Here is a 15,576-nt window from a genome sequence, read left to right as displayed (position 1 = left end):
TGTGAGTCATCAGACTCCTGGAGAGGGGCGGGTATGTCCCGCCCCTCTCCGTACGCCCATTAGACTTTGACCCAACACCCGGCAGCAGTGCCGGGTGGTGACCCGAGGAGCCACCCTTGGCTGCTGAGCTGCACGTCGAGCTGGTCGCGGCGGACCGTAACGTCTGGTCCGGCGAGGCGACCCTGGTTGTCGCGCGCACCACGTCCGGCGACATCGGCGTCATGGCCGGTCACCAGCCGCTGCTCGGTGTGCTGGAATCGGGCCCGGTGACGATCCGTACGAGCGACGGCGGGACCGTTGTCGCCGCTGTGCACGGCGGTTTCATCTCCTTCGCCGACAACAAGCTTTCGCTGCTCGCCGAGATCGCTGAGCTGGCGGACGAAATCGATGTCCAGCGCGCCGAGCGCGCCCTGGAGAGCGCGAAGTCGGAGGATGACGCGGTCGCCGAGCGGCGCGCCGATGTCCGACTGCGTGCGGTGACGGGGAACTGACGCCTCCCACCGAGATTTGACCTCAGCCGCGGCCCGTCCGGAAGCATCCGGACCGGGTCGCGGCTGAGGCGATGCATAACCAGTTCCCTTACGGCATGAGGCGAGGAGGTCGGTGTAGATGACCCTCGCTCTGCTTGTGTGCGGCCTGGTCGTCGTACTGGTAGCGGTGGGACTCTTCGTCTTCGGCCTGCGCCGGCGGCTGATCCAGCGCTCCGGGGGCACGTTCGACTGCAGTGTGCGCTGGGATCTCCCGGAGAAACCGGATGTGTCCGGCAAGGGCTGGGTGTACGGGGTCGCCCGGTACAGCGGCGACCGCATCATGTGGTTCCGCGTCTTCTCGTACGCCCCGCGCCCGCGCCGGACGCTGGAGCGGCAGTCCATCGAGGTCGTCTCCCGGCGTACGCCGGAGGGCGAGGAGGAGATGGCGCTGCTCTCCGACGCGACCGTGCTCCGGTGCTCCCACCGGGGTGTCCGGCTCGAACTCGCGATGAGCGAGGACGCCCTGACCGGCTTCCTCGCCTGGCTGGAAGCCGCCCCACCCGGCCAACGAGTCAATGTGGCTTAAGCAGGTGGCTTAAGCAGGTGGCTTAAGCAGGTTCTCGTTGGTTGGGGGTGCCCCTGGACGGAGTCCGGGGGGAGGGGCAATGTGGCTTGGGGATCCTTGCACTATGCCCGCCCGGGTCGCGCGGCCCGGCACCGCGCCTCGCCGCGCCGAGCCACGCGTCGACCCCTGGGCCGTGTCCGCATTATCGCGTCTGGCGTGGCGCCGATGCCGATGACCGCGGTGGACCCGAGGGCACCCCGAGCCGTGGGGTGGGCGCTCCGGCGCGGTGGAGATGAGGCCAGGGAAGCGGAGGCCCCCCCTGCGGAAAGGCGGCCGTGACCGCCCCTACCGCTCGCCTCCCGGCACCCACAGGACGTCCCCCAACTCCTTGTTCGCGGTGCGTGCCAGGATGAACAGCAGGTCGGAGAGCCTGTTCAGATAGGTCGCCGTGAGCTCGTTCATCACGTCGCCGTGCACTTCGAGGGCCGACCAGGTCGAGCGCTCGGCCCTGCGCACCACCGTGCACGCCTGGTGCAGCAGCGCCGCCCCGGGTGTTCCGCCGGGCAGGATGAAGCTCCGCAGCTTCTCCAGGCCCTCCAGGAAGCGGTCGCAGTCCGCCTCCAGTTTGTCGATGTAGGACTGCTCCACCCGCAGCGGCGGGTACTCCGGAGCCTCCACGACGGGCGTGCACAGGTCGGCCCCCACGTCGAACAGGTCGTTCTGGACGCGGACGAGCACCTTCACGACCTCGTCAGCCAGGCCGCCGAGCGCGACGGCGGTACCGATGGCCGCGTTGGCCTCGTTGGCGTCCGCGTACGCGGAGATCCGCAGATCGGTCTTGGCGGTCCGGCTCATGTCACCGAGCGCGGTGGTGCCCTTGTCGCCGGTACGGGTGTAGATGCGCGTCAGATTGACCATGCGGCCGAGCCTAATGGCCCGCGCTCACCCGCCGGCCCTGCGGAAGACACGTGTGCCCACTGTCACGGAGACGGCCGCCAGGGCCGCCGCAGTGAGTACCCCGTAGAGCATGGCCGTACCGGCGTACTGGCCCACATAGCCCGCACGTACCGCGTCGACCAGGTAGCGGAACGGCATGAAGTGCGACAGCACGTTCAGCCAGCCCGGGGCCAGCGCCATGGGGAGCATCAGCCCGGAGAGCAGCATGGACGGCATGGTCACCGCGTTGATGACGGGGCCGAACTCGTGCGGCTTGGAGACCTTCAGGGCCAGCGCGTACGAGAGCGAGGCGAGCGCCACCGTCAGGACGCCCACGAAGGCGAAGCCGATCAGCACCCCGCCCAGCGGCGCCCGCAGGCCCATCAGCAGAGCGGCCACGACCAGCAGCACGGACTGGAGGACGAAGAGCGCTGCGTCCCGCAGCACGCGGCCGAGCAGCAGCGCGAGCCGGCTCACCGGGGTCGCCCGCATCCGGTCGAACACCCCGGTCTGGTTCTCGATGATGATGGCGAAGCCACTGAACGAGGCCCCGAACAAGGCGAGTTGGAGGAGCAGGCCGGGGACCAGTACCTGCCAGGAGTCGCCGCGCGAACCGAGTGGCAGACCGGTCAGCAGCGGTCCGAAGAAGAGCAGGTAGAGCAGCGGCATCAGGACGCCGAAGAGGATCTGGAACTTGGAGCGCGCCGTCTGCCGGGCGTAGCGGCCGAAGATCAGCGCGATGTCGTGCACAAACATCTGAAGGGCTCCTACACGGCTACGGGGGCGGTCTCGTCGGCTGCGGCGGTGCGGCCGGTGATGGCGAGGAAGGCGTCCTGGAGAGTCGCGTCGATCGACCCGGTGTACTGGAGTTTCAGCGCTCCGGGTGTGCCGTCGGCCACCACCGCGCCCTTGTCCACGACGACCAGCCGGTCGGCCAGGGCGTCCGCCTCGTCGAGGTAATGCGTCGTCAGGATGACGGTGGTGCCGTGCTCTTCCCGCAGGGCGCGCACCAGCTCCCACAGATCGGCGCGGCTGCCGGGGTCGAGGCCGGTGGTGGGTTCGTCGAGGAAGAGCACGTCGGGCCGGTGGGTGAGGCCCATCGCGATGTCCAGGCGCCGCCGCTGGCCGCCGGAGAGAGCGGCGCACTTGCGGTCGAGAAGGGCGGTCAGGCCCAGTTCGGCCGCCAGCTCGCCGGCGCGGGCCGTGGCGTGCGTCCGGCTCAGCCGGTAGAGGCGGCCCTGGGTGGCCAGTTCCTCGCGTACGGACATCTGGGGGTCGACCCCGCCGGCCTGCGCGACGTAACCGATCCTCCGGCGGACGCCCGCAGGGTCCCGCACCAGGTCGCATCCCGCGACGGTGGCCGTGCCGGCGCTGGGCGCCAGCAGGGTGGTGAGCATCCGGAGGGTGGTGGTCTTGCCGGCGCCGTTGGGGCCGAGGAAGCCCAGGATCTCGCCCGCGCGGACACTCAGGTCGATCCCGCGTACGGCTTCCACCGGGCCGGCTTTGGTGGTGAAGGTCCGGGCCAGCCCGGACGTACTGATGATTGGCATGGCACCCAGAAAAACAGAGTCACTTGAGTTTTGCAATCGACTTAAAAGTTGGGGTGCCACCAAGTATTCATCGATCTCAGTGGCCCGCATACGATGAGGGCATGGCTGAGGGGCTCAGGGAGCGCAAGAAGCGCCGGACCAGGCAGTACATCTCGGACGTGGCGACCGGCCTGTTCCTGGAGCGGGGCTTCGACGCGGTGACCGTCGCGGAGGTGGCCGAGGCCGCGGAGGTCTCCGTCAACACGGTGTACAACTACTTCCCGGCCAAGGAGGACCTCTTCCTGGACCGCAGCAAGGGTGTGGTGGACCGGCTCGCGCGCTATGTGCGTGCCCGTGACCCCGGCGAGTCGGCGGCGCGCGCCGTCCTTCGCGAGCTGCGGGACCAGGTGGCTGCGGTCTCGCCCACGGTCGGCCTCCTCGAGGGCTACGACCGCTTCATGCGCGTCGTGCAGGACGCGCACACTCTCCGCTCCCGGATGTGGCACATCCAGCAGCAGTCCCTGGCGAACGTGGAGGCGGCCCTGCGCGAGGAGACGGGTGCGGCCGTGTCGGACACGCTCCCGACGCTGGTGGCCGGTCAGCTCTCCTGGATCCAGGCGACGCTGATGGCCTGGATCGGGGACGAGATGATCTCCGGCCACGCTCCGGCCGAAGTCTCCCGGCGGGCCCTGGATCTCCTCGACGACATGGAAGAGGTTCTGGGGGAGAAAGTGCTCAACTACGCGGTAAAGGCCTGAGGATGACGCCCCGGAGTGTGATGTCCGCCATGTGGGACGTGACGCGCATCTCTTAGCCACCACAAGGCGCCCCGCTCCCTATAGCCTCCGCCCCAGAGCCGTTTGCAGGAAGCCGTCAAAGGGGTGCCAATTGGCCAGGAAGCTCGCTGTCATCGGAGCCGGACTCATGGGTTCCGGAATTGCGCAGGTGTCGGCCCAGGCCGGCTGGGACGTGGTCCTGCGCGATGTCACCGATGCGGCCGTGACCCGCGGGACCGACGCCATCAAGGCGTCGTACGCGCGATTCGTCGCGAAGGGCAAGCTGGAGGACGCCGACGCGGACGCGGCCCTCGCGCGCATCACCCCGACCACCGACCTGGACGCGGTCGCCGACGCGGACATCGTCGTCGAGGCGGTGTTCGAGCAGCTGGAGGTCAAGCACGAGATCTTCCGCGCGCTGGACAAGCTCGTACGGGAGGACGCGGTCCTCGCCTCCAACACGTCGGCCATCCCGATCACCAAGATCGCGGCCGTCACGGAGCGCCCGGAGCGGGTCGTCGGGGCGCATTTCTTCTCGCCCGTCCCGATGATGCAGCTGTGCGAACTGGTCCGCGGATACAAGACGAGCGACGAAACCCTGGCCACCGCAAGGGAGTTCGCCGAGTCGGTCGGTAAGACCTGCATCGTCGTCAACCGCGATGTGGCCGGCTTCGTCACCACCCGGCTCATCTCGGCTCTCGTCGTCGAGGCGGCCAAGCTGTACGAGTCGGGCGTCGCCAGCGCCGAGGACATCGACATCGCCTGCAAGCTCGGATTCGGTCACGCCATGGGGCCGCTGGCCACCGCGGACCTGACCGGTGTCGACATCCTGCTGCATGCCACCGGCAACATCTACACGGAATCCCAGGATGAGAAGTTCGCTCCACCGGAGCTGATGCGCCGAATGGTCGACGCGGGTGACATCGGCCGGAAGAGCGGGCAGGGATTCTACAAGCACTGAATCGCACAGACTGCCCCGCGATCACCCGGTGAGGTGAATTCGGTATCGGTTCGCTTACGGACGGCAACTTCTTTCCCGGCGGGGCAGTCAGTTCAGTGACAGACGTGAAAGACGTGACGGAGTCCGAGAACTCTCGGGGAGCGCATATGCATATCAGGGGCGACCACGCCGAGCTGGTCGTCGGGGGCCGCCTCGACGTCCGGAGCGCGGCGGACGCCCGTACGGTCCTGCACTCGGCCGTCGACGACGGTGTCGGCGATCTGGTACTCGACCTGACCGAGCTCAATTCGTGGGACGCCACCGGCCTCGGGGTGATCATGGGCGTCCACCGGCGGGCCGGGAGATGCGGCCGCCGCCTGGTGCTGCGCGGGGTGCCGCCGCAGATGCAGCGCCTCCTGGTGGCGACCCGGCTGCACCGCATTCTGGCCATCGAGGGCGGAATCGCCGCCGAATGCCTGCCCCGCGTGTGACGCGCCCAGGGAACCACCCGGTCCTGGCACCGGGCACCCCGGAAGATGACGGATACTGGCCGAAGGTCTAGGGTTCGGTCGCCTACTGATTGACGAACCCATGTGCGGTAGGCACCGGACCAGAAGCGACAGCGTGGTGTGCGAGGCCGGGAGGGCAGACCGCGCGCAACGCCAGCTGGGGGCTTTCACCTATGGACCCGATGAACAGTGGACCGGACGAGTACGGCCAGGATTCCGGCCACCGTCCGGCACCGCCCGGCGGCCCTGCCGCGCCCAGACCTCCGCGTGATCCGCTCGCACCCGACCTCGGACAGCAGGCGCCCACCCGCGCCCGCACCGTCCGGCTCGTCACCGGTGACTTCCTGGTCACCGTGAACCCGGTCGACGGCAGTGAGATCGAACACTGCCCGCCGGGCGAACACCCCGGCGCCCCCACCCGCTACGGCGCACAGGAGCGCGGGGACCTGCTGCGCGCCGCGGGGCCACCGGTGCCGCCAGGGCCCGCCGGCCCCGAACTCCCCTTGCTGGAGCGGCAGGAAGAGCGCGAGCGGCTGGTACGGCTGCTGGCGCGCGGGCGGTCCGTGCGTCTGACGGGTCCCGCCGGCTCCGGGCGCAGCTCCCTGCTCGACGCCGTGGCCCGGGACTGTTCGGGCTTCGCGCCCGACGGCGTCGTCCGGCTCTCCGGCTACCACCGCACCCCCGCCGACCTCCTGCACGCGCTCTTCGCCGCCGTCTACCGCGCACCCCTCCACCGGCCCGACAGGACCGAGCTCCTCGCCCTCGTGCACGGGATCGGCGCGATCGTCGTCCTCGACGACCTGGAGTTCGGCGGAGCCGCGCTCGAGGAGCTGCTCGATGCCGCCCCCGAGTGCGCCTTCCTGTTCGCCGTCACCCCGGACGTGACCGGTCCTCTCGCCGAGTCCCACCTGGAGGAGGTCTTCCTCGGCGGCCTCGGGCGCGGTGCGTCCCTCGACCTCCTGGAGCGTGCCGTGGAGCGGCCGCTCACCGATGAGGAGGCCAATTGGGCCGGCGACCTGTGGTTCGAGTCCGAGGGGCTGCCCCTGCGCTTCGTCCAGGCGGGAGCGCTGCTGCGCCAGCGCGATCTGCTGGGCGCGGCCCCCGGTACCCCCGGCGCCTACCCGGGGCCACGTACCGACGAGGTCTTCACCGACGGCTCCAGCGCCGACGGCATGCCGGGCGAGGCCCCCGATGTGCAGCTGCCCACCCTCGGCCAGGGCGCCGCGCCCGCCCAGCTGCTCGCCGAGCGGCTGAGTGACGCGGCACGGGCCACACTGGCCTTTGCCGTGGCGCTCGGCGGCGAGGTGCCGCACCAGGCCCATCTGCCGGCGCTGGTGGGCGACACCCACGCCGACGCGGCGATGGGGGAGCTCGCCGAGTGCGGGCTGCTCTCCCCGGCGGGTTCGCACTACCGCCTCGCTGCCGGCGTCGCCCAGCAGCTGGAGGCCGGCGGGTACGCCGACGGGTCCGCCGGACACGCGCGGGCCGCCGCACAGCACTACGCCTGGTGGGCCGGTCACCCCTCCGTGGCGCCCGAACGGGCCGCTGCCGAAGCCGACGCCGTCCTCGCCGCGATGAGCGCGCTCGTGCCCGGCTCCGACGCCGGACACCCCAGCGCCGCCGTGCTGCTTGCCCGCAGCGCCGCCCCCGCCTTCGCGGCCGGACTGCACTGGAGCGCCTGGGAGCGCGCCCTGCGCACCGGCCAGGAGGCCGCCAGGCTCTCCGGCGAGGTTGCCGAAGAGGCCTATTTCCACCATGAGTTGGGTGTCCTGGCGCTCTGCACCGGAAACGCCGACCGGGCACTGGCCGAGCTGGAGGCATCCATAGCGCTGCGCGGCGCGCTGGCCGACAAGGCGGGCACGGTCGCGGGGCGCAGGGCGCTCGCTCTCATCGCCGACCGCTCGGGGGCAGCGTCGCTCGGCGGATTCGTGGCGGGGGGCTATGTCCCCGGTGGCGCCGACACGCCGTCCGAAGGTTTCGTGCCTCCGCCGACCGGACGTGAGGACCAGGTCACATCACCCGTCGGCGCGGCCGGCGCGGTCGTCTCGCTCTCCCCGGCCCCCGCTGACGACCACATCACGCTGGTGTCCCGGGAGGTGCCGGCGGGCGGTGCTTCGCACGGAAAGCGCCGCACGGTGCTGGGAGGCGCCCGGCGCAATCTGGTGGCGGCCGGAGCCGGTGTGCTCCTCGCCGGTGTGCTCGGCACCGTGGTGACCCTCGGGGCGACGAGCCACAGCGACCCGGACACCGGGAACGGCAGGACGGGCAGGTCCGTCAACGACGACGACGGGGGCAAGGACGGCATGAGCGCGGACGACCCGTCCCAGAGTTCACCCGGCGAATCGGACAACTCGGCCGGGAGCGGCACCACCGGCTCCCCGTCTCCCGGCGACACGGGTGCCACCGGCAGCACGAAGCCCTCCGGGAGCGGTACGCCGTCGGACGGGTCCTCCTCGTCGTCCGGCAAGCCCTCGTCGCCGTCGGACAAGCCCTCCCACTCCAGCGGCAAGCCGCCGACGAAGCCGTCGCACTCGCCCCCGACCAAGCCCTCGCACTCGCCGTCCGGCACTCCCTCGACCTCGCCGAGCGACCCGCCGGACAGCCCGACGCCCACGCCGTCGGACTCCACGACCGAGGACCCGCCGCCCGCCGGTTCGCCCTCGGTGTCCCAGAGCGCCGTACGGCCCTCCGGGTCCTCCAACGGGCCGGTGCCCTCCGGGAGTACGGGAAGCACGTCCACCCCGTCGGACACCTCCACGGCTCCCGCGGCGGACTGACACGGTCCACGCCTGCGCCGGCCGGGCACGGCGCGGTACGGCGAAGGGCCCCGGCGGACATCCGCCGGGGCCCTTCGCCCTGCCGTCCGGCCCTCAGAAGAGCCGCAGCTTGTCGTCCTCGATGCCCCGCATCGCGTCGTAGTCCAGCACCACGCACTCGATCCCGCGGTCCGTCGCCAGCACGCGTGCCTGTGGCTTGATCTCCTGCGCCGCGAAGACCCCCTTCACCGGCGCCAGATGAGGGTCCCGGTTCAGCAGCTCCAGATAGCGGGTGAGCTGCTCCACGCCGTCGATGTCGCCGCGCCGCTTGAGCTCGACGGCCACGGTCCCGCCGTCCGCGTCCCGGCAGAGGATGTCCACCGGGCCGATCGCCGTCATGTATTCACGCCGAATCAGAGTGTGGCCCTCGCCGAGGGTTTCGATGCGGTCGGCGAGGAGTTCCTGGAGGTGGGCCTCCACGCCGTCCTTGATGAGCCCCGGGTCGACCCCGAGCTCGTGCGAAGAATCGTGGAGGACTTCCTCCATCGTGATGATGAGCTTCTCGCCCGCTTTGTTGACGACGGTCCACTGGCCGGCATCGTCCCCGCTCCCCTCCTTCAGAGTGCAGGGCGGAGACATCCAGTTGAGGGGTTTGTACGCCCTGTCGTCCGCATGAATCGAGACGCTTCCGTCGGCCTTGACCAGGATCAGGCGCGGGGCGGACGGGAGATGGGCGGTGAGGCGGCCCGCATAGTCGACGGAGCAGCGGGCGATGACGAGACGCATGGTCGGCAACGCTACTCGACACCGCGGGTTGTACGCGATTCGCCCTGAACAACCCCGTTCGTTATTGGCCGGTTGTGTGCCCATTCTCCTGGTGCGGGCGCCTGCACACGCATACCGTGGAAGCAGGAGGTTGTCGCGCGTGTACTCTGCGTCGCGGTCCTCCCGCCCCTGCCCGTAAGGCCCCGGATTCTCCGGGGTCGCGAGAGGAGAACCCATGTCGCTCGACGTCTCACCGGCCCTACTCGAACAGGCCGAGCGAGGCGAGGTCGATGAAGCGGACTTCGTCGACTGCGTCCGGACCTCCCTGCCCTACGCATGGGAGATGATCAGCTCTCTGGTGGCCCAGCTGAAGGTCGACGGCGGAGAGTTCGCCGACAACCAGACGCCTCCCCCCAATGAGCAGGCGCGCGGCCAGCTGCTGCGCGCACTCGCGAGTGACGCGATACGAGGAGCGCTGCAGCGGCATTTCGGGGTGCGCCTGGCATTCCAGAACTGCCACCGTGTGGCGGTCTTCCCGCTGGATCCCTCGGTCGACGACCGGCTCGGCCGGTTCACCTCGATCCGGGGCCAGCTGCTGAACCAGTCTCCGGAACTCAGGGACTGCTGACGCGCCGGACTGCCGCTCCGCACCGCAGGAGGTGTCTTGGCTGCCGGGGCGGCAGCGGCCGGTCCGGCCTGCCAGGGCCTGGGTCAACTAGCCCAACTGCGGGATGACTTCGGCTCCGATCAGCCGTACGTTCTCCTCGGTGGCCGCCACATCGCCCGAACCCTCCACAAGCATCGCGAAGCGCGTGATGCCGGTCCTCTCCGCCGTGGCCGCGAGCCGGTCGGCAGCAAGGCGGGGAGGACCCACCGGGTGGATCGCGCAGAGCATCTCCGTGTACGCGACGGGGTCCCGCATCGCCCGGTACCTCCCGTCGACGGTCACATGGGCGTCCAGTCCCTGTTTGAGCCAGCCAGGCATCGCCTTGACCAGGGTCTCGGCAGCCTCGGCCCGGCGGTCCGCGATCTGTGCCACCCCGGCCGCCACGTGTCCCGCGCCCGCGACGGTCTCCGGTGGATGTCCCGCCGCCCGCGCGTGGGTCCGCCACAGGGCGATCATCTCGGCTTTGTCGCTGTCGTTCGAGTGCATCCCGAGCAGCATCGGCAGCCCGCGCTCGGCGGCGAGCCGCACACTGGCAGGTGATGTGCAGGCCACGATGACCTCGGGGCCCGGCACTTCGCCGCACCGCAGTTCCTGAGGCCTCGGCACGACCGGGACCTCACGGAAGCGGAAACGCTCCCCGGCGGCCGACACGCTGGTTCCGCGCAGCCAGCTCAGCAGCAGGTCCAGCGACTCCGGGAAGCCGCTCTCGTACGCGTCGATGCCGGCGCCGAAGACCTCGAGATCAACCCAGGGCCCGCCGCGCCCCACCCCGAGGCTGAACCGCCCGCCGGAGGTGATGTGCAGCAGCGCCGCCTGTTCGCCCAGCGCGACCGGGTGCGCCGTCGGCAGCACGCTCACCGCAGTACCGACCTGGATCCGCCGGGTGCGGCCGAGCAGCAGTGCGGCCAGTGTCACCGCGGACGGGCACACGCCGTACGGCACGAAATGGTGCTCGGCCAGCCAGACCGAGTCGAGCCCGGATTCCTCGGCGACCTCGGCGGTCCGCACCGCGCGGTGCAGAGCCTCTTCCTGTCCCTGCCCCGGGAACTGGGCTGCCAGTACAAATGCCCCAACACGCATCGCCTTCTGCCTCCTTGCGGCCGACGCGACTCTCCCCTTACCGGCAACAACGCCTGACACGTGCCAAGGGCACGGCCCACCGCAAAGTTGTTGTGATTTTCCGGTAAGACCAGCCCCAGGGCTTTCACGTTCTCACGGTGAGCGGTACGGATGTGCCGTTCCGCTGCCCGTACGCTGGACCGAGCGAGAAACTGTCCGGTCTGCCCCGTGAGGTGTTACGTGTCCCCGCGCCGCAACCGCCCCCGTGGGGGCGAGAAGCCGAGCGAGCCCGTCGGCGGGGGTGGGGGAGCCGACCGCTTCGGCCTCCAGGCCACCGAGTCGTGGCAGGGCGAGGAGTGGTCGGTCCGCATGGTCAGCGGGGCGAGCGCACAGGGCAAGCGCTACCGCTGCCCCGGCTGCGACCAGGAGATCCCGTCGGGGGTGCCGCACGTGGTGGCCTGGCCCGAGTACGGCGGGGTCGACGACCGCAGGCACTGGCACAAGGCCTGCTGGAACGCGAAGGACCGCCGCACCTCCAGGGTGCAGCGGTCCCGTAACGCGCCCAGGTACTGACCGGGCCGGCCGTCTCAGACGTCGCGGCTGCTCAGCGCCGCGAGCGCGCCCGCGTACGCGACAGCGGTCACCCCCAGCAGGATCCACAGCGGCTGCCAGCCGGACGGCCCCGAACTGGAGACCGAGGTGCTGTAGAACGCGCTGAGCTGATTCGGGATCGAGTACTCGAAGAGCTTCTCGCGCAGACCCGACAAGGACTGCGCGAACATGAACAGCGCCAGCACCAGGGGCAGCAGCACCACCCCGAGCATCACCGTGATCGCACCGGCCGAGTGCCTGATCAGCGAGCCGATGGCCAGCGACAGCAGTCCGAGGAGGGCGACGTAGAGGCTGACGCCCACCGTCGCGCGGATCCACTGCCCGCCACTGGGCAGCCCGGCGCCCGTCCCCTTCAGCATCGCGTACTGGAACAGCGCGACCAGTGTGGTCGTCACCGTCAGGATCACGAACGCCAGCAGGAAGAAGACGATCGCCTTCGCGGTCAGCACCCGCGCCCGGCTCGGGCAGGCGGTCAGGGTCGTACGGATCATGCCGGTGCCGTACTCGGACGCCACCGTCAGCACGCCGAGCGTAATGACGCACATGGAGCCGAGCAGGACACCGAAGAAGCCCATGCTCAGCACCGGGGTGCCGTTCATCGTGGAACCGGACGACCGCACGGCGACCGTCGACAGCAGGCCGATGCCGAAGACGAGCACGATGAGCACGCCGAGCGTCCACATCGTGGAGCGGACCGACTTGATCTTCGTCCACTCCGAGGCGACGGCGTGGCCGAGGTGCGCGTCGGTCACCGGGATCGGGGAGACGTAGTGCGGGTGCTGCGGAGGCTGCTGATGCGACGCCTGGAACGGCGCGGGAGCTGGGGTCGTCATCGGAGGTCCTTCGGGGCGGAAGCGGGCGCTGCGGGGGCGCTCTGCGGAGGCACGGAGGGCGCCGCGGGTACGGCGGGCGCCGGCGGGCCCGCCGCCACGGGCGGCGCGGGCGCGGCCGCCGGGGGAGTGGCGTACAGGTTCTGTCCGGGCGGCGGAGGCGCGTACCAGTCGGGCTGCGGCATCTCCGGCGGCGCGGGCTGCGGGCCCCCGGACTGCCCGAAGCCGGAGAGGTGGTCAGCGGTGGAGCGGTAGTCGACGGCGCCCTGCGTCATCCGCATGTACGCCTCCTCCAGCGACGCCTGGTGCGGCGAGAGCTCCCACAGCCGTACGTCCGCGCCGTGCGCCAGGTCGCTGATCCGCGCGAGCGGCAGCCCGGTCACCCGCAGCGCCCCGTCCAGCTCCGGCATGACCTGCCCGCCGGCCTCGGTGAGCGCGGCCGTCAGCTTCTCGCGCTGCGGCACCTCGGGGGTCCGGACCCGCGCGAAGTCCGCCGAGTTGTGCGAGATGAAGTCCTTCACGCTCATGTCGGAGAGCAGCTGTCCGCGGCCGATCACGATCAGATGCTCGGCGGTGAGGGCCATCTCGCTCATCAGGTGGGACGAGACGAAGACGGTACGGCCCTCTGCGGCAAGGGATTTCATCAGGTTGCGGACCCAGAGGATGCCCTCGGGGTCGAGGCCGTTGACCGGCTCGTCGAAGAGCAGCACCTGCGGGTCGCCGAGCAGGGCGGCGGCGATGCCCAGGCGCTGGCCCATGCCCAGCGAGAACCCCTTGGAGCGCTTACGGGCCACCTCCTGCAGACCGACGACTCCGAGCACCTCGTCCACCCGGCTCGCCGGGATCCCGGAGAGCTGGGCCAGCGAGAGCAGATGGCTGCGCGCGCTGCGCCCGCCGTGCACCGCCTTGGCATCGAGCAGCGCACCGACCTGGCGGGGGGCGTTCGGCAGCTTGCGGAAGGGATGGCCACCGATCGTCACATGACCGGCGCTCGGCTCGTCGAGGCCCAGGATCATCCGCATGGTGGTCGACTTCCCGGAGCCGTTGGGCCCCAGGAAGCCGGTCACGGTACCGGGCCGCACCTGGAAGGAAAGGTTGTACACGGCCGTCTTGGCGCCGTAGCGCTTCGTCAGGCCGACTGCCTCGATCATTCTCCAGCCCCATCGACGTTTTTCGTGTCGTCGGGGCCTGGCCTCGTCCGGCCGAACACCCCCGTATGAGTGAGGAGGATATCCAGGCCTTGACGGTTCCGGCCAAGTCGTGAGAACCAGGCGGTTCGCGGCCGCGGCGGTGCGGCGGCTGTCAGGCGTCCCGCTTCTTCAGCAGGACGAATCCGGCGAGAACCGCCGCCGCCACCCACAGGGCCATGATGCCCAGCCCGGCCCACGGGCCGTACGGGGCGTCGCTGCCGCTCGTCACCACCTGAGTGATCTTGCTCCCTGCCTGGTCGGGGAGGTACTGCCCGACCTTCTTGGTCGCGGAGACGCTTCCCAGGATGTTCGAGATCAGGAAGAAGAACGGCATCAGGATGCCCAGCGACAGCATGGGACTGCGCAGCAGTGAGGCGACACCCATCGAGAACAGCGTGATCAGGGTCATGTACAGGGCGGCGCCGATCACGGCCCGCAGGACACCCGGATCACTGATGTGGGAGCGGTGGCCGCCGAGCAGCGCCTGGCCGAGAAAGTACGTCAGGAAGCTCGTCACCACGCTGACGACGAACGCGAGCACCGTGGCCACCACGAGCTTGCTGAAATAGAAGGTGCCCCGCTGTGGCACGGCGGCCAGCGACATCCTGATCATTCCGGTGCTGTACTCGTTGGACACCACGAGCACCCCGAAGACGATCAGCGCGAGCTGGCCGAGCACGATTCCCGCGAAACTCACCGATGTCGGGTCGAAGGTGAGCTGGTCCGAGCGGTTCAAATTGCTGAACTGGTTGTTCGAGAGCGCGCTGAACAGCGCCCCGAACGCCACCGTCACGACCAGCGCGCTCGCCAGCGTCCAGACGGTGGACTGCACTGAGCGGATCTTGGTCCACTCCGACTGCATCACCTGGGCGGCCGCCATGTCAGGCCCCCCTCTGCGGGTTCTGGCCCCACCGGGGCTGCTCGGGCGGCTGCTGCCGCGGGTCCGGTGGCGCGCCCGGAGCCGTCGGCGTGGACCCGTCGTGTGCGTGGTACTCCACCGATTCCGCGGTGAGCTGCATGAACGCCTCTTCGAGTGAAGCCTGCTGGGGGCTCAGCTCGTGCAGGACGAGCTGGTTCCTGGCGGCGAGTTCGCCGATGTCGGCCGCGGCGGTGCCGTCCACTTCGAGCGTGCCGTCGCCGGCCGAGACCGGCTTGTACCCGGCCTGGTGCAGCACGTCGAAGAGCTGCTCCTGCTGGGGGGAGCGCAGCCGCACGTACGACCGCGAATTCTGTGCGATGAAGTCCGCCATGCTGGTGTCGGCCATCAGCCGCCCCTGGCCGATGACGACCAGATGGTCGGCGGTGAGGGCCATCTCGCTCATCAGGTGCGAGGAGACGAAGATGGTGCGGCCCTGTGAGGCGAGGGACTTCATCAGGTTGCGGATCCAGTGGATGCCCTCGGGGTCGAGGCCGTTCACCGGCTCGTCGAACATCAGGATCTCGGGGTCGCCGAGCAGCGCCCCCGCGATTCCGAGCCGCTGCCCCATGCCGAGCGAGAAGCCCTTGGCACGCTTCTTCGCCACCTGCGAGAGCCCGACGGTCTCCAGCACCTCGCCGACCCGGGACGCCGGGATGCCGTTGCTCTGGGCGAGACAGAGCAGATGGTTGTGGGCCGTACGCCCGCCGTGCATCGTCTTGGCGTCGAGGAGCGCGCCGATGTGCCGCAGCGGATTCCTGAGATCCGCGTAGTGCTTGCCGTCGATCCGGACGTCTCCCCCCGTGGGGTTGTCCAGGCCGAGGACCATGCGCATCGTCGTGGACTTACCGGCGCCGTTGGGCCCCAGGAAGCCGGTCACGATGCCCGGTCGCACGCTGAAGGTCAGCTGGTCGACCGCCGTCTTCTCGCCATAACGTTTGGTCAGCCCCGAGAGTTCGATCACTGCGTTCCGCCTCGCTGTATCGGATGAGTCGCCTGGCCTTCCCCCCTGCCCCCGGCCGGGCCGCGGAATCCTGAGGGCAGCACGGAGGCCAG

The 15,576-nt window shown here is 70.1% G+C and carries 17 protein-coding genes; 8 read left to right on the top strand and 9 right to left on the bottom strand.

What is annotated here, in order from left to right; translation table 11 throughout:
- Nucleotides 1-116: 116 nt before the first annotated feature.
- Together OG584_RS10030 and OG584_RS10025 are read left to right on the top strand one after the other, a co-directional pair.
- Nucleotides 117-491, top strand: coding sequence for a F0F1 ATP synthase subunit epsilon (locus OG584_RS10030; protein WP_405777127.1), 375 nt, complete (start codon nt 117-119; stop codon nt 489-491).
- A gap of 118 nt (nt 492-609) precedes the next feature.
- The gene (locus OG584_RS10025; protein ID WP_405777125.1) at nt 610-1,056 is read left to right on the top strand and encodes a DUF2550 domain-containing protein; all 447 of its coding nucleotides are present in this window, start codon (nt 610-612) and stop codon (nt 1,054-1,056) included.
- A 324-nt stretch (nt 1,057-1,380) separates the two neighbouring features.
- Here OG584_RS10025 and OG584_RS10020 read toward each other — a convergent pair whose 3' ends face one another.
- Genes OG584_RS10020 through OG584_RS10010 form a run of 3 tightly spaced genes read right to left on the bottom strand, consistent with a single transcriptional unit; the run spans nt 1,381 to nt 3,521 of the window.
- Entirely contained in the window at nt 1,381-1,953 is a 573-nt protein-coding gene (locus OG584_RS10020; protein WP_405777123.1) for a cob(I)yrinic acid a,c-diamide adenosyltransferase, read from the bottom strand.
- A gap of 24 nt (nt 1,954-1,977) precedes the next feature.
- The gene (locus tag OG584_RS10015; protein ID WP_405777121.1) at nt 1,978-2,727 is read right to left on the bottom strand and encodes an ABC transporter permease; all 750 of its coding nucleotides are present in this window, start codon (nt 2,725-2,727) and stop codon (nt 1,978-1,980) included.
- Nucleotides 2,728-2,738: 11 nt separating this feature from the next.
- Nucleotides 2,739-3,521: an ABC transporter ATP-binding protein gene (locus OG584_RS10010; RefSeq protein ID WP_405777119.1), complete on the bottom strand. Its 783-nt coding sequence runs from the start codon at nt 3,519-3,521 to the stop codon at nt 2,739-2,741.
- A 101-nt stretch (nt 3,522-3,622) separates the two neighbouring features.
- On the opposite strand from OG584_RS10010, the gene OG584_RS10005 reads away from it, so the two are divergent.
- The 4 genes from OG584_RS10005 (at nt 3,623) to OG584_RS09990 (ending at nt 8,502) form a co-directional block, all read left to right on the top strand.
- A complete protein-coding gene (locus OG584_RS10005) occupies nt 3,623-4,258 on the top strand; it encodes a TetR/AcrR family transcriptional regulator (RefSeq protein ID WP_405777117.1) in 636 nt (211 codons plus the stop codon).
- A 130-nt stretch (nt 4,259-4,388) separates the two neighbouring features.
- A complete protein-coding gene (locus OG584_RS10000; protein ID WP_405777115.1) occupies nt 4,389-5,237 on the top strand; it encodes a 3-hydroxyacyl-CoA dehydrogenase family protein in 849 nt (282 codons plus the stop codon).
- A gap of 146 nt (nt 5,238-5,383) precedes the next feature.
- The gene (locus OG584_RS09995) at nt 5,384-5,707 is read left to right on the top strand and encodes an STAS domain-containing protein (protein ID WP_405777113.1); all 324 of its coding nucleotides are present in this window, start codon (nt 5,384-5,386) and stop codon (nt 5,705-5,707) included.
- Between the two features lie 191 nt (nt 5,708-5,898).
- Nucleotides 5,899-8,502, top strand: a complete 2,604-nt coding sequence (locus OG584_RS09990) for an ATP-binding protein (protein WP_405777112.1) — start codon at nt 5,899-5,901, stop codon at nt 8,500-8,502.
- A 93-nt stretch (nt 8,503-8,595) separates the two neighbouring features.
- Here OG584_RS09990 and nucS read toward each other — a convergent pair whose 3' ends face one another.
- On the bottom strand, nt 8,596-9,267 hold the full coding sequence (gene nucS / locus OG584_RS09985) for an endonuclease NucS (protein WP_405777110.1): 672 nt from the start codon (nt 9,265-9,267) through the stop codon (nt 8,596-8,598).
- Nucleotides 9,268-9,481: 214 nt separating this feature from the next.
- Between nucS and OG584_RS09980 the strand changes: the two genes are divergently transcribed.
- Complete coding sequence (locus tag OG584_RS09980) at nt 9,482-9,874, top strand: SCO5389 family protein (protein ID WP_405777108.1); 393 nt, start codon at nt 9,482-9,484, stop codon at nt 9,872-9,874.
- An 87-nt stretch (nt 9,875-9,961) separates the two neighbouring features.
- Here OG584_RS09980 and OG584_RS09975 read toward each other — a convergent pair whose 3' ends face one another.
- Nucleotides 9,962-10,993: an LLM class flavin-dependent oxidoreductase gene (locus tag OG584_RS09975; RefSeq protein WP_405777106.1), complete on the bottom strand. Its 1,032-nt coding sequence runs from the start codon at nt 10,991-10,993 to the stop codon at nt 9,962-9,964.
- 219 nt (nt 10,994-11,212) lie between these two features.
- On the opposite strand from OG584_RS09975, the gene OG584_RS09970 reads away from it, so the two are divergent.
- Entirely contained in the window at nt 11,213-11,545 is a 333-nt protein-coding gene (locus OG584_RS09970; protein ID WP_405783974.1) for an ATP/GTP-binding protein, read from the top strand.
- Nucleotides 11,546-11,559: 14 nt separating this feature from the next.
- On the opposite strand, the gene OG584_RS09965 is transcribed toward OG584_RS09970, so the two are convergent.
- From OG584_RS09965 to OG584_RS09950, 4 genes are all read right to left on the bottom strand, one after another.
- On the bottom strand, nt 11,560-12,417 hold the full coding sequence (locus OG584_RS09965) for an ABC transporter permease subunit (RefSeq protein ID WP_405777104.1): 858 nt from the start codon (nt 12,415-12,417) through the stop codon (nt 11,560-11,562).
- Entirely contained in the window at nt 12,414-13,565 is a 1,152-nt protein-coding gene (locus OG584_RS09960) for an ATP-binding cassette domain-containing protein (protein ID WP_405777102.1), read from the bottom strand. Before OG584_RS09960 ends, OG584_RS09965 begins: the two co-directional genes overlap by 4 nt.
- A gap of 151 nt (nt 13,566-13,716) precedes the next feature.
- Nucleotides 13,717-14,484 (bottom strand): ABC transporter permease, encoded by a 768-nt coding sequence (locus OG584_RS09955; RefSeq protein WP_405777101.1) that lies wholly within the window; start codon nt 14,482-14,484, stop codon nt 13,717-13,719.
- Nucleotide 14,485: 1 nt separating this feature from the next.
- A complete protein-coding gene (locus OG584_RS09950; protein WP_405777099.1) occupies nt 14,486-15,484 on the bottom strand; it encodes an ABC transporter ATP-binding protein in 999 nt (332 codons plus the stop codon).
- Nucleotides 15,485-15,576: the final 92 nt, after the last annotated feature.

This window comes from Streptomyces sp. NBC_00859 (genome assembly GCF_045161865.1).
Taxonomy (GTDB): Bacteria; Actinomycetota; Actinomycetes; order Streptomycetales; family Streptomycetaceae; genus Streptomyces.
The sequence above is the reverse complement of the archived record's forward strand: the minus strand, read 5'-3'. Positions and strand labels throughout refer to the sequence as shown.

Excerpts from the sequence above, each read along its gene's own strand:
- OG584_RS10025 (WP_405777125.1), top strand. The coding sequence starts at position 610 with ATGACCCTCGCTCTGCTTGTGTGCGGCCTGGTCGTCGTACTGGTAGCG.
- OG584_RS10020 (WP_405777123.1), bottom strand. The coding sequence starts at position 1,953 with ATGGTCAATCTGACGCGCATCTACACCCGTACCGGCGACAAGGGCACC.
- OG584_RS10015 (WP_405777121.1), bottom strand. The coding sequence starts at position 2,727 with ATGTTTGTGCACGACATCGCGCTGATCTTCGGCCGCTACGCCCGGCAG.
- OG584_RS10010 (WP_405777119.1), bottom strand. The coding sequence starts at position 3,521 with ATGCCAATCATCAGTACGTCCGGGCTGGCCCGGACCTTCACCACCAAA.
- OG584_RS10005 (WP_405777117.1), top strand. The coding sequence starts at position 3,623 with ATGGCTGAGGGGCTCAGGGAGCGCAAGAAGCGCCGGACCAGGCAGTAC.
- OG584_RS09995 (WP_405777113.1), top strand. The coding sequence starts at position 5,384 with ATGCATATCAGGGGCGACCACGCCGAGCTGGTCGTCGGGGGCCGCCTC.
- OG584_RS09990 (WP_405777112.1), top strand. The coding sequence starts at position 5,899 with ATGGACCCGATGAACAGTGGACCGGACGAGTACGGCCAGGATTCCGGC.
- nucS (WP_405777110.1), bottom strand. The coding sequence starts at position 9,267 with ATGCGTCTCGTCATCGCCCGCTGCTCCGTCGACTATGCGGGCCGCCTC.
- OG584_RS09980 (WP_405777108.1), top strand. The coding sequence starts at position 9,482 with ATGTCGCTCGACGTCTCACCGGCCCTACTCGAACAGGCCGAGCGAGGC.
- OG584_RS09975 (WP_405777106.1), bottom strand. The coding sequence starts at position 10,993 with ATGCGTGTTGGGGCATTTGTACTGGCAGCCCAGTTCCCGGGGCAGGGA.
- OG584_RS09965 (WP_405777104.1), bottom strand. The coding sequence starts at position 12,417 with ATGACGACCCCAGCTCCCGCGCCGTTCCAGGCGTCGCATCAGCAGCCT.
- OG584_RS09960 (WP_405777102.1), bottom strand. The coding sequence starts at position 13,565 with ATGATCGAGGCAGTCGGCCTGACGAAGCGCTACGGCGCCAAGACGGCC.
- OG584_RS09955 (WP_405777101.1), bottom strand. The coding sequence starts at position 14,484 with ATGGCGGCCGCCCAGGTGATGCAGTCGGAGTGGACCAAGATCCGCTCA.